The following is a 12,577-nucleotide window of genomic DNA, read 5'->3' as shown; positions in this document are numbered from 1 at the left end:
TTCGGGCAGCAGGGGAAGCTCAACGGTGCCTGGCATGGCGGCTTGCAGTCTCGTATTTATTTATCGAGCAATGCCGCAATTATAGCTCAAATTCAGACGGTTGAAGGGGGTATGTCCGGAGTTCTGCTATGGGAGCGGCATCCTTGCCGCGATGCGCCGCTGCCACCGCTCTGGAAGCCATCGCGGCCAGAGGCCGCTCCCACGGCGCCAGGGCTCAGAAATCAAAAAATCCGGCGGGCGGGCGCCAGCCCGCCCGCCGGATGGGCCGATCAGAAGTCCATGTCGCCCATGCCGCCGCCCGGCATCGCCGGCGCCTTCTCGTCCTTCGGCGCCTCGGCCACCATGGCCTCGGTGGTGATCACGAGTCCGGCGATGGAGGCCGCGTTCTGAAGCGCCGTACGGGCGACCTTGGTCGGATCCAAGATCCCCATCTCCACCAGGTCGCCATAGTCCCCGGTGGCGGCGTTGTAGCCGTAGTTGCCCTCGCCGTCGGCCACCTGGTGCAGCACCACGGAGCCTTCCGCACCGGCGTTGGCCGCGATCTGGCGCATCGGCTCCTCCAGCGCCCGGCGGGCGATGGCGATGCCCACATCCTGGTCGTGATTGGCGCCGGTGAGGTCCTTGAGCTTGGCCTGGGCGCGCACCAGGGCGACGCCGCCGCCTGGCACGATGCCCTCTTCCACCGCCGCACGGGTGGCGTGCAGGGCGTCCTCGACACGGGCCTTCTTCTCCTTCATCTCGACTTCAGTCGCAGCACCCACCTTGATGACGGCGACACCGCCGGCGAGCTTGGCCAGGCGCTCCTGGAGCTTCTCGCGGTCGTAGTCGGAGGTGGTGTCCTCGATCTGGGCGCGGATCTGCTCGCAGCGGCCCTTGATGTCGTCCTCGGAGCCGGCGCCGTCGATGATGGTCGTCTCGTCCTTGCTGATCTGGACCTTCTTCGCGGAGCCGAGCTCGTTCAGGGTGGCCTTCTCCAGCGTCAGACCGACCTCCTCGGAGATGACGGTGGCACCGGTGAGGATGGCGATGTCCTGCAGCATGGCCTTACGGCGGTCGCCGAAGCCGGGCGCCTTGACGGCGCTGACCTTGATGATGCCGCGCAGGGCATTCACCACCAGCGTGGCCAGGGCTTCGCCCTCGACATCCTCGGCCACCAGCAGCAGCGGCCGGCCGGCCTGGGCGACGGCCTCCAGCACCGGCAGCAGGTCGCGGATGTTCGACACCTTCTTGTCGTACAGGAGGATATAGGGGTCCTCCAGCTCCGCCCGCAGCGTGTCCTGGTTGTTGATGAAGTAGGGCGACAGATAGCCGCGGTCGAACTGCATGCCCTCGACGACTTCCAGCTCGTTGTGCAGGCCCTTGCCCTCTTCGACGGTGATGACGCCCTCCTTGCCGACCTTCTCCATGGCCTCGGCGATGATCTCGCCGATGGACTCGTCGGCGTTGGCGGAGATGGTGCCCACCTGGGCGATCTCGCGGTTGTCGGAGCAGGGCCGGGAGATGGCCTTCAGCCCTGCCACGGCCGTCGCCACCGCCTGATCGATACCCCGCTTGAGGTCCATGGGGTTCATGCCGGCGGCGACCGCCTTCAGGCCCTCGCGGACCATGGCCTGGGCCAGCACGGTGGCGGTGGTGGTGCCGTCACCGGCGATGTCGGAGGTCTGGGAGGCGACCTCCTTGACCATCTGCGCGCCCATGTTCTCGAACCTGTCCTTCAGCTCGATCTCCTTGGCCACCGATACGCCGTCTTTGGTGACCGTCGGCGCACCAAAGCTCTTCTCCAGCACCACGTTGCGGCCCTTCGGCCCCAGGGTGACCTTCACGGCGTTGGCCAGAAGGTTGACGCCGCGCATGATGCGGGCGCGGGACTCCTCCCCGAAATGGATTTCCTTAGCGCTCATTGCTGTTTGCCTCGCAAAATCTGAGCGAAAAATAATCGGACCTGCATGTCCTTACTCGACGACACCCATGATGTCGTCTTCGCGCATGACCACCACGTCTTCGCCCGACACCTTGGTTTCGGTGCCGGCGTATTTGGCGAAGAGGACACGGTCGCCGACCTTGACATCCAAGGAGCGGACCTCGCCGTTGTCGAGGATCTTGCCCCTGCCCACCGCGAGCACCTCCCCCTGAATCGGCTTCTCGGCCGCGGAGTCCGGGATCACGATGCCGCCGGCGGATGTGCGCTTCTCCTCGAGCCGGCGCACCACCACGCGGTCATGTAATGGACGAATGTTCAAATGCTTCTTGCCTCGATACTGTCGGACCCACCGGCCGGCGAGCCCGTGACGGAGATTGTTAGCACTCCACCCGTGCGAGTGCTGACGGGAATTTACGCCGATTCCGACCGCCGTCAAGCGATTTTTCGCGCCGGCTGCGCGCAGGCCGGCAGCCCCCGACGAGCCGGCCGGGGGCGGATATTGGGATGGGGAGCTGAGGCCGAGCGCTCGCGCAGGCGCAGGGCGGGTGGACAAGCGAAGCGCAGTCCACCAGCTAACGGGCGGCGGGCGGCTCAGGGGTCGACTTCGCTGTCGCTCGTCGATCCTACTGGTCGCGCTGACGATCAAGCCCGCGACAGACCTTCAAGGCTTAAGCCTCTTCCATGCTCTCTTCGCTGTCCACCGTCTTGGCCATGCGCTTGGCGAAGTAGTAGATGCGCTTGAGCTTCTCGATGATGTCCACTTCGATGGTGTAGGTCCGGATGCGGTTGGGCTCCTCGGCCACGAGCCGCTGCGCCTGGTGGGCAGCGGCGGACTCCGCGATGCGGTTGATCTCCTGTTTCATCGAAATCACCGTGCGTGCCGCCAGCTGATTGTTCTGCGCCACCGCCTGGACGGCGCACTCGACGGCGCGGTTGACGGCGTAGTGGAAGTTGGTCAGGACCTCGCGGGTGGGCTGGCTGATGGAGACACCCTCGTCGATGCGCTCGTGGCCGAGCACGATGAGATTGGTCTCGATCACGTCACCGATGTTCTCGAGCTCATTCACCGCTTCCATGAGCCGGATGAGCTCGCCCGTCTGTGTCTCGGTCAGCGTCAGGCGGCTGATCTTGCCCAGATAGTCGATGATCTGCGCGTGCAGCATGTCGACGTCGTCGTCCATGCGCTCGATGTCGTGCAGCTGCTCTTTGTTGCCGCTGAGGATGGCGGGCATGATCCGCTCCATCATCTCCTGCACGCGCTCACCCATGTGCAGGGTCTCCAGCCGCACCCGATCCAACGCCAGCGACGGCGTTGTCAGCAGCACATCGTCGAGATATTTGGCGCGTACCACCAGGTCCTCCTCCTCCAGAGGCTTGTCCGGCACCAGCCATTCCGCCAAGCGTGCGAACTGCCCGGTGAAGCTCAAGAACAGCAGCGTATTGGCGACGTTGAACATGGTGTGGGCATTGGCGATCTGCCGCGGCACCTCCGCCGCCAAACGCTCTTTGCCCGAGAGATCGGGGTACTGGGGGGATATCCAGCGCACGAATTCGGCCAGCTGATCGATGAAGCCCACCCAGACCAGCACACCGGCGACATTGAACAGCACATGCACCACGGCGGCGCGCACGGCCTCACGCGGTTTGCCGATGGCCGCGAGCGCCGCGGTGGCGCAGGTACCGATGTTGGCGCCGAAGGCCAGCGCGATGCCCGTGGGCAGGTTCACCAGGCCCTGACTGGCCATGACGATGACGATGCCGGTGGTCGCAGCGGAGGACTGGATCAGACCCGTGAACAGCGCCGCCACCGCGATGCCGATCAACGGATTCTCCATCTCCTCCATGACGTCGAGGAAGGGCTCGTAGGTGCGCAGCGGCGCCATGGCGTCGCTCATGACGCTCATGCCGAAGAACACCAACCCGAGCCCCATGATCATGGCGCCGTACTGTCGGATGCGCTCGCGCTTGCCCACGAACATCATCAGGAAGCCGATGCCGATCATGACCAGCGCGGCCTTGGTCACCTTGAAGGCGATCAGCTGCGCCGTGAACGTGGAGCCGATGTTGGCGCCCATGATGACGCCCACGGACTGGGCAAGCGACATCAGGCCGGCGCTGATGAAGCCCACCAGCAGCACGGTGGTCACCGACGACGAGTTGATCACGGCGGTGACGAAGGCGCCGGTCAGGGCGCCCATGACGCGGTTGGTGGTGAGCCGCGCCAGGATGTCCTTCATGCGGTCGCCGGCGACGGCCTTCAGCGCGTCGGCCATCTGCTCCATGCCGAACAGGAACAGCGCCAAGCCGCCGAACAGGCCCATGCCCATGTTCAGCCAGTCGATGTCGTCGGTGACGTCGTCGTCGCCGAGCACCGCGAACGCGGCGCAAGCCAGGAGCAGGCCGATCAGGACGGGCAGCCAGGGCGGCAGACGGTCGCCGGACCGGCGCCGAAGTGCGCGCATGATCAAGCCTTCAGCCTCGCTTCTTGCGGTCCGACTTGACCACGGTGACCGGGATCGGGGCGAGGTGAACCACCTGCTCGGCCACCGACCCGATCATCAGGTGCTTCCAACCGGTCAGGCCCTTGCTGCCGATGACGATCATGGCGGCATCGGACTTCTTCGCCACCTCCAGGATGCGCGAGCTGGGCAGGCCGGTGACGAGCATGGAATCGAGCTGCTTGCGCTTGACCAGGTCGCCATGCGCCTTGACCACACGCTTGAGGAAGTCGTCCAGCATATCGGCGGCGCCGTCCTCAATGCGGGCCAGGTGTTTTTGCTTCAGGGCTTGGCTGTAGTAGCCGGGCATCGAGCCTGGGTCGTGCACCACATGCAGCACCAACAGCCGCCGCTGCAGGCAGCGCCCCAGCTCCACGCCCAGGAGCAGCGCCGCTTCCGAGGGCGCAGAGAAATCCACCGGGACGAGAATGGGTCCCGTCTCGTGCTTATCGCTCATGCGTCCTCCATGCAGGGCCTCGGCCGCAAATGATGTTGAGGTGGTGAGCGCGCCGGCCTGGGGAGGGAGGGCACCGTCGCACGGCATCCCGCGGCCGAATTATGACGAAAAGATGACAGACTTATGACGGCACGTCCATGCCTTCAGGGTTGCGCTGCCGGCAGCAGCGCTCAGCGGCGCGCCGAGCTATTCCCTACGCTGTCGGCAATTGGCAGGATCGAGCGGGCGACAAGCCAGCATCAAGCGACCATCCGCCCCGTCCGGACCAAGCGGTTGTAGACGGGAAGGACCGGCTCGCTCGGATAGATCAGGGGCACGAGCTTGCCGCGCGGCCGGGTGATGACCCCGACGCGATCGGGTTTGGCGCCGAACAAGACGTGATGATTCTCGATCCCGCCGGCATCGATCCAGAGCGTCTCGTCCGGCGACAGGGGCGTGTGCCCCACGACGAAGGGCGTATCCGGAGCCACACCGAGCCGGCGGCGCAGGCGGCGCACGTCCGCCGGCCCGTAGCCCGTCGGCGAATTGGGCTTGCGCAGGCGCAGATGGGTCAGCTGATGCTCGAGCTTCGGCTTGTCCCGAACATGAATGAGATCCTTGCGCGAGGCCTTCATGGTCGGCGCGCCCGCATGGCAGGCGATATAGCGAGTGGAGACGATCACGTAGGGCAACAGGTCGTAGAGCCGCCGCATCGCATCCCGATAGCGTGGGCCGCGCTGGTCGTACAGCGCCCGCTCCCACAACAGGCCCTGGGGCACGCCGCCTTTGTTGATATCCTCGGCGAAGTCGTCGTGATTGCCGCGCAGGTAGAAGACCCGTTCCGGAAAGCGCAGCTTGAGCCGAAAGATCAGGTCCATCAGCAGCATCGACTGGTCCATCTCCTCCTCGTGCCCCGGCGCGTCCGGATGGACGGCGTCGCCGACGATGATCAGCGCCGCACTGCCCTCCATGAGCCCTTCCAGGAAGCCGTTCTGGGTCAGGATCACCAGCAGATTGTCGATGCACGCGTGCAGGTCACCGACGAAGATCGGCACCAGCCGCCCCGGCAGCCGCACCAGCCCGCCGGGGCGACCGTCATCCGTCTGCAGCCTGTAGGGCTCCTGCTCCATCACCGCATTCACCCGCTCCAGTAGCGCCAGTGCCTCACCCCGCGGCAGGGTGTCGATGGGCGCACCGACGGCCTTGGCCAAGCCTTCGATCTTCGACCGTCGCCAGCGCAGCATGTGCTCCGCCTCGGTCGTATCCGGCACCGGCGCGACGCAGGTACCGCGCTTGCGGGACTTGTTCTTGAACGCCAAGCCCTTGTCGCTCAGCTTGAGGCGCAGATGGTTGTCGGCCACCAGCTTGGGATAGGCCATCAGCCGGCGCTGCACCGGGTCCTCCCGTCCGAGGGTGAGCGACGCATCCGGCGCCAGCCGCAGAAAGCCGCTGATGCCCTCGAAAAAAGTGCTGGGGTCGAACAACAGGACATTGCCGCTGCGCGCGAAGGTGCCGTCGGCGCGCACTGTGAGCTCCGGCTCCAGGCGCAGTTGGTAGCCCTCGCCGCGGCCGAGCAGCAATTGCAAAGGCAGTGCCGGCTGCGGCACCCGGACCTTCTTCTCGCCCAGACGCAGCGCATCGGCCAGCTCCAAGTCGTCGCACTCCTCCATGTCCTGGATGAGCTCCTGGAAGTAGCGCAGGAAGCGATTGCGCGATTCGGTCGAGGCGTAAGGCATGGTCGGAGATACATGATCGCGTTAATGGCTGCGGGCGCCGTCGGCGTCTGCTACGCCGCACGGCGCCCGTTCAAAGCGGCGTCGGAAGCGACGCCGCGGCGGCGAATCAGCCGTTACCACAACAGCACCGAGACCGGCTTGCCCTCTGCCCCAGGGATTGAAAACAAGACTGACACAACACGACAATAGTTTTGTAATCTTTCTGTAACGTTGGGGCCTCGCTCTCGCGTCTTCGCGGCGCATCCGGCCCGAGCCGCGGGTGCCGTTGCCTGCGCCCGACCCATGCCGAGCGCACCGCGGGACCTGCCGGCCGTGCTGCGGCGCCGCCCGGCACGGCGCAGCGAGCGTCGAGCTCACCGCCCCGGGGCCAAGCCCGAGGGCCAAGCCACGAGGTCCGCTGCGATGAAGAAGCTCGCAACTCGTCTCCGCATCGGCGAGAAGATCGTCCTCGGCTTCGGCGCCATCGGACTGATATTCCTCGGGGTCATCTGGTACTACCACACCAGCCTGCGCGACATGGCGGCCGCCTACCAGGATCTCTCGGCGGTCTATGGCGCGCGCCAGGCACACGCCTTCGTCATCGAGAGTCGCGTGTCTTCCATGCGCGCGGCGGCCGATCGCTTCCTACTGACCCGCGACCTCGGCTTCGCCGAGCAGAGCCTCGACCAGGCCGAGCTGCTCCAGGCCGAGACCGCGGAGCTCGCGCAGATGGACGCGGCCGCTGCCCGCACCGCCGCTGCCGTCCGCGCCCTGGGCGAGGACTTCACCGGGCGTTTCGAGGCCATCGTCGAGGCCTGGCGCATCCGCGGCCTGGATGAGGACTCGGGCTTGCAGGGGGCCTTTCGCAGGGCGGTGCACCAGCTCCAGGATCGCGCCGCACACTACAACGTCGATCGGCTCTACCTGCTGCTGCTGCAGGTGCGCCGCGGCGAAAAGGACCTCGGCCTGCGCCGCGAGCCCGAATACCGCGAGCGGGTCTATGCGCTGCTCGAAGAAATGCAGGCGGAGCTCACCGCCTCCCAGCTGCGCGACGACACCAAGCAGGCCCTGAGCGACGAGATCGCCGCCTACCGCGAGCGCTTCTCCCGATACGCCGAGCGCGTGCTGGCCGGTGAGCCGCTCGACGGCGGCAAAGGGGCCTTCCGGGATCGCGCCCATCGCATCGAGGATCTCCTGCAGGCGCACTACATCCCGGATCTGGAGACCGCGGTCCTGCAGATGCGCCGTCGCGAGAAAGACTATCTGCTGCGTGGGGATGCGCAATACATCACCATGGTGGACGCCATCGCCGACGACATCACCGCGCGCATCCAGGCGTCGGCCATCGCCGACGAGCAGCAGGCCGCCCTGCTCCCCCTGCTCGACGACTACCGCCGGGACTTCCACGCCCTGGTGGACCAGAACGAGCGGATCGCCCGGCTCAGCGAAGAAATGTTCCAGGCCGCCGCCCGCATCACACCCCTGGTGGAAGACAATCTGGCCGAAGCCACCGCAACAATGTCGGCGCAGAGCGCCGCCATCGCCGACGACGCGGCACGGCGCGCACAGTGGAGCCTGCTCATCGCCGCCGTCACGCCCCTGCTGGGCCTCGTGCTGGCTCTGCTGATCACTGCCCGCATCGTGCGACCGGTACGACGCATGGTGGGCCTGCTCGATCAGCTGACGCGGGAGGTTCCGCGCGAGCGCCTGGACGCCGACCCCGCCGGCCGTGACGAGATCAACGCCATGGCCATCGCCTTGAACACCCTGGCGGATCATCGGGCACGCTTCGCGCAGTGGTGGCGCAGCTCCATGCAGGCGGCCACGGCCTGCCGCGACCTGAGCGAATCGGCCAGCGACGACGAGCGCATCGAAGCCGCCCTGGAAATGCGCAGGGCCTTCGGCGCCAAGCTCGCCCAGCTGGACGGCGAGCGCGAGCGCATGCTGGACGAGGCCGCGCGTCTGGAGTCCATTGCCGCCCGGGAGCCCCGCAACGCCCGCGGCCGCGCGAATGCCGAGGAGCTGGAAAGCATCGCCGGCGACCTGCGCACGCTTGCGCATACGCTGGAGGGCGGCTAGCAAAACCCAGCAAAAAACTCGTGAATCGGCACGGCCATATGGCTAGAATCGAGGACCGAAGCCACCGCAGTCGAGGGCCCCCGCCATGCCCAGCGCCGCCAGCCCGTCCGACCTTTGGCCCCAGTCCGGACCGGTCGTCGCCGCCGTGCGCTTCGATGAATGTGGCCGACACTGTCTACGCCAAGCGTTACGTCTGGCGGCACACCGCGGGCAGCCCGCCATCGCGCTGCACATCCTCCACGAAACCTCCCGCACCATGGGCTTCTACCGGCACCACGACGACGGCGACGTGCTGCGGCCAAGCCTGGACGTCGCCAAGGAGCTGCTGGCCGGCTTCGCCGCGGAGGCGGTCGCCGACGAGCCCGATGCGGCCGGGGTCGCGCTGCGCCAGCTGGTCGTCCCCGGCGTGCCGGAGCGGCGCATCGTCGAGGTAGCCCGGCGCATCGAGTCCGCGCTCATCATCATCATCGGCGGCCGCCGCAAGACGGGGCTCGATCGGCTGCTCGGTCGTGACGTCACCGGCGCCGTGCTCCGACAGGCGCCGTGCCCGGTCCAGGTCTTGGATGCCGCTGGCAATGCCCTCGATCCTCACGATCTGCGACCGATCGGACCGAGCCAGCCACTGCCGCCCGCCGTGGAGAGCACCTGACTCCGTCGCGAGCGTCTGGAGTAGTCTCTGATTGGCCTGGAGCGGCTCTGCGGGCGCGGGGTCGCCGCCAGCCGACAAGACCCCTGCTTTTGGGCGCCTCGCCGGATTCAGTTCTTCCCGCTTTGCTTCTTCCACCAGGGATGCTTGGCCTCCACGAGCTCATCCCAGTAATCGTCGAAGCGCTCCAGCAGCTGGCGGAATTCGCAGGTGCGCCAGCCGATCATGCCGCCGGCGTAGATCAGCACGTCGTGCTCCCGGCTGTTGCCGAGCAGATCGTCCATCAGCGTCCGGGTCACGGCGACGTCGTTCATGACACCGAGCAGATCCTGGAGGCCCTTCATGTGGCCGATGAACACATCCATGTCGGCGAACAGCGGCCTGAAGAACTCCGCAGCGTAGCGCAGCTTTTTGCATTCGATGCGCAGCTGGTGCATCTCCTCCGCGTTCTCGCGGTCCACGTTGGTGCCGGCCGAGAGCACCCGACGCTCCTGCTTGTCGAGCAGCTGCCGGGAGAACTGGATGATGCCGGCCTCCAGGCGCTTGGCCTGTTTCTTCTTCGTGGTTGCCTGCTCCCATTCTCGGCCGTCCAGCCAGCGCGGAAATGCATCGCAGAAGCGCTGAAAGCGCTCGCTGTCGAGCATGGGCACCACGCGCTCGGCGTAGACCTGCGCGCGGCGCTGCTCGGCCAGCTCGCGCAGCTGGTCGGCGCCGGGCAGCGGCAACAGGGCAGACGCCGGCCCCAGGGCCTCGTCGATGAAGACATCGAGGTCGCGGGCATTGCCGAGCTCTCCGGCGATCCAACGCATTTCATCGTTCCAGCTCGCCGTCGCCTCGCGTGGGATGGCGTCGCGGAACAGCGTGAGTGCCGAGCGCATGCGCCGAAAGGCCACCCGCACCTGGTGCACACCCTCGATGTCCTCCCAGCTGCGGGCGCTCTCCCGCCAGGTCAGCATGTAGTCGTAGTTGTGGTGCAGAATCGTCGCGAAGGCCTCGCTCACACTCTGCTCTGGGGTAATCGGCGGTGGGGCTTTGGATTTGGTCGGCACGGTGGTGATTCTGCCTCGGGCGGTGGCCGGCGGCACTGGCAACATAGGCCGATGATAGCCGATTGGCCCGGCCCGCGATCAAACGCGGCTGCCCACGCCAGCGACGCCGCAAGCGGCCTACGCCACCCAGGCATCGCCGAGCCGCCGTGGGGCCTGCCGCGGACAGCACGGCAGAGCTCCCTAGTGCAACACTGTGGAAGCTCGGAGACCCTTCTCGTCCCCGATTGGGGTCGGCGTCGGTATCGGTATCGGTATCGAAAATCTCGTTCCTGATCGGCGTCGGCCTCGGCATGCTTCGTCGTCTTCTTCTTGCTCAAGGCGTTGATGTACTCGCCCGCATCGAACAGCTCCGTCAGCGCCGCGCGGTAGACCTTCTCGGTGCTGCGCTCCGCGATCAAGATGCCCAATCAATCGGTATCTCCCCAAGAGAGTCCGCCATGACAACCGATAAAGCCACGATTCACACCGAGGTCGATGCGATTCGCGACGCACTGGAACGCCGCAAGCGCAAGCGCATGCGGCGCCTCCTCAAGGCGATGCATCCGGCAAAGATCGCCAGTCTGCTGGAAACCCTGACGCCGGCGCAGCGGATCAGTGTCTGGCAGCAGATCGACGAGCCACTGGAGCAGAAGGTGCTGTCGCACCTCTCGCCCGCGCTCCGGGCGCAGTTGACCCAGGAGGCCGGCGCCGGCGAAGACACCGAGCCGTCGGCGGACGCGACTGGCGCGGAATCGACCGCCGGCGGCGCCGATGCCGCGGACGAGACGCAGCTGCGCGTGGTGCTCGAGGCGCTGGAGAGCGGTAAGCTGAAGCGCATCGGGCGGCTGTTCCGCAAGCTCCACCCGGCGCGCATCGCCGGGCTGTTGGAGTCGCTGCCCGCCGCCGACCGTGCCGCCGCCTGGGACATGGTGGAGCACGGCCGCATGGGCAAAGTCCTGCGGCACCTGCACGAAGAGGTCCGCCGGCGCCTCGCCGCAGAAATGGAGCAGGACGACCTGGTGGACGCCGCCCGGGAGATGGCGCCGGACGACCTCGTCGACCTCATCCAGGACCTGCCGGGCGATCTGGGCCGCGAGATCCTGCTGACGCTGAACCGGCGCGAGCGCGAGCGCGTGGAGTCCATGCTCTCCTACCCGGAGGACAGTGCCGGCGGTTTGATGAATCTGGACCAGATCGCGGTGCGCGCCGACATCAAGGTCGGCACCTTGCTGCGCTACCTGCGCCTCCTCGAAGACCTGCCCCCGAACACCGACAAGTTCTACATCGTCGACCGCGGCAACCGCTACCAGGGCATCGTCCGGGCCCGCCGCGTGCTGACGGCCAAGCCCGAGACGCCCATCGCCGAGCTCATGGAGACCGACTTCGAGCCGGTGGCGGTGGACGCGCCCGAGGCGGACATCGCGCGCCGCTTCGAGGCGCAGGACCTCATCTCCGTGCCGGTGGTGGACCCCGCGGGCGTACTTCTGGGGCGCATCACCGTCGACGACGTCGTGGATGTGATTCGCGACCTGGCCGAGCACTCGATGATGGGCATGGCCGGCCTCGATGAAGAAACGGACATGTTCGCCCCCGTCGTGGTCAGCAGCCGGCGGCGCGCTGTATGGCTCGGCATCAACCTCGTGACGGCCTTCCTCGCGGCCTGGGTCATCGGGTTGTTCGAGAACACCCTGGAGCAGGTGGTGGCGCTGGCGGTGCTGATGCCCATCGTCGCCAGCATGGGCGGCATCGCCGGTAGCCAAACCCTGACCCTGGTCATCCGCGGCCTCGCCATGGGCCAGCTGGGCACCGTCAACACCTCCATTTTGCTGCTGAAAGAGATCGGCATCGGCCTGTTGAACGGCCTGCTCTGGGCGTTGGTGGTGGCGGCGCTCGCTATTGTGTGGTTCGGCAACTGGGCGATCGGCGGCATCATCGCCGCCGCGATCCTGCTCAACCTCTTGTGCGCCGCCCTCGCGGGCGTCTTGATTCCGCTGATCCTGCGCCGCCTCGGCATCGACCCGGCGCTGGCAGGCAGCGTCGTGCTGACCACCGTGACCGACGTGGTCGGGTTCTTCGCCTTTCTCGGCCTGGCGACGCTGCTCCTGCTCTAGGGGAAACGCCAATCGCTCGGCGTTTCCTCAGATGGCCGCCACCGCCTGCATTGTCAGGCACCAAAAACCTCCGCCCGACCGACACCGCGGCACGCCTGGCGCGGCTGCCATCGGTGCTTGCCCGCTCTTTCGGACGTAGCGCT

At 66.8% G+C, this 12,577-nt stretch carries 9 protein-coding genes; 3 read left to right on the top strand and 6 right to left on the bottom strand.

Features of this window, described 5'->3' with window-relative positions:
- Positions 1 to 269 precede the first annotated feature (269 nt).
- The 5 genes from groL to CKO31_RS14355 form a co-directional block, all read right to left on the bottom strand.
- A complete protein-coding gene (gene groL / locus CKO31_RS14375) occupies positions 270 to 1,901 on the bottom strand; it encodes a chaperonin GroEL (protein WP_200238734.1) in 1,632 nt (543 codons plus the stop codon).
- Positions 1,902 to 1,952: 51 nt separating this feature from the next.
- Positions 1,953 to 2,240: a co-chaperone GroES gene (locus CKO31_RS14370; RefSeq protein ID WP_200238731.1), complete on the bottom strand. Its 288-nt coding sequence runs from the start codon at positions 2,238 to 2,240 to the stop codon at positions 1,953 to 1,955.
- Positions 2,241 to 2,589: 349 nt separating this feature from the next.
- Positions 2,590 to 4,383, bottom strand: a complete 1,794-nt coding sequence (locus tag CKO31_RS14365; protein ID WP_200238729.1) for a Na/Pi cotransporter family protein — start codon at positions 4,381 to 4,383, stop codon at positions 2,590 to 2,592.
- 10 nt (positions 4,384 to 4,393) lie between these two features.
- On the bottom strand, positions 4,394 to 4,876 hold the full coding sequence (locus tag CKO31_RS14360; RefSeq protein WP_200238726.1) for a universal stress protein: 483 nt from the start codon (positions 4,874 to 4,876) through the stop codon (positions 4,394 to 4,396).
- A 239-nt stretch (positions 4,877 to 5,115) separates the two neighbouring features.
- A complete protein-coding gene (locus tag CKO31_RS14355) occupies positions 5,116 to 6,591 on the bottom strand; it encodes a metallophosphoesterase (RefSeq protein WP_200238724.1) in 1,476 nt (491 codons plus the stop codon).
- A gap of 402 nt (positions 6,592 to 6,993) precedes the next feature.
- Here CKO31_RS14355 and CKO31_RS14350 point away from each other — a divergent pair, with 402 nt between their 5' ends.
- A complete protein-coding gene (locus CKO31_RS14350; RefSeq protein WP_200238721.1) occupies positions 6,994 to 8,649 on the top strand; it encodes a methyl-accepting chemotaxis protein in 1,656 nt (551 codons plus the stop codon).
- 85 nt (positions 8,650 to 8,734) lie between these two features.
- The gene (locus tag CKO31_RS14345; protein ID WP_200238718.1) at positions 8,735 to 9,298 is read left to right on the top strand and encodes a universal stress protein; all 564 of its coding nucleotides are present in this window, start codon (positions 8,735 to 8,737) and stop codon (positions 9,296 to 9,298) included.
- A 107-nt stretch (positions 9,299 to 9,405) separates the two neighbouring features.
- On the opposite strand, the gene CKO31_RS14340 is transcribed toward CKO31_RS14345, so the two are convergent.
- Complete coding sequence (locus CKO31_RS14340; RefSeq protein WP_200238716.1) at positions 9,406 to 10,296, bottom strand: CHAD domain-containing protein; 891 nt, start codon at positions 10,294 to 10,296, stop codon at positions 9,406 to 9,408.
- Between the two features lie 485 nt (positions 10,297 to 10,781).
- On the opposite strand from CKO31_RS14340, the gene mgtE reads away from it, so the two are divergent.
- Positions 10,782 to 12,434 (top strand): magnesium transporter, encoded by a 1,653-nt coding sequence (mgtE, locus tag CKO31_RS14335; protein ID WP_200238713.1) that lies wholly within the window; start codon positions 10,782 to 10,784, stop codon positions 12,432 to 12,434.
- Positions 12,435 to 12,577 lie beyond the last annotated feature (143 nt).

This window comes from Thiohalocapsa halophila, assembly GCF_016583825.1.
Classification (GTDB): domain Bacteria; phylum Pseudomonadota; class Gammaproteobacteria; order Chromatiales; family Chromatiaceae; genus Thiohalocapsa; species Thiohalocapsa halophila.
The sequence above is the reverse complement of the archived record's forward strand: the minus strand, read 5'-3'. Positions and strand labels throughout refer to the sequence as shown.

Excerpts from the sequence above, each read along its gene's own strand:
- CKO31_RS14365 (WP_200238729.1), bottom strand. The coding sequence starts at position 4,383 with ATGCGCGCACTTCGGCGCCGGTCCGGCGACCGTCTGCCGCCCTGGCTG.
- CKO31_RS14350 (WP_200238721.1), top strand. The coding sequence starts at position 6,994 with ATGAAGAAGCTCGCAACTCGTCTCCGCATCGGCGAGAAGATCGTCCTC.
- CKO31_RS14345 (WP_200238718.1), top strand. The coding sequence starts at position 8,735 with ATGCCCAGCGCCGCCAGCCCGTCCGACCTTTGGCCCCAGTCCGGACCG.
- groL (WP_200238734.1), bottom strand. The coding sequence starts at position 1,901 with ATGAGCGCTAAGGAAATCCATTTCGGGGAGGAGTCCCGCGCCCGCATC.
- mgtE (WP_200238713.1), top strand. The coding sequence starts at position 10,782 with ATGACAACCGATAAAGCCACGATTCACACCGAGGTCGATGCGATTCGC.
- CKO31_RS14355 (WP_200238724.1), bottom strand. The coding sequence starts at position 6,591 with ATGCCTTACGCCTCGACCGAATCGCGCAATCGCTTCCTGCGCTACTTC.
- CKO31_RS14360 (WP_200238726.1), bottom strand. The coding sequence starts at position 4,876 with ATGAGCGATAAGCACGAGACGGGACCCATTCTCGTCCCGGTGGATTTC.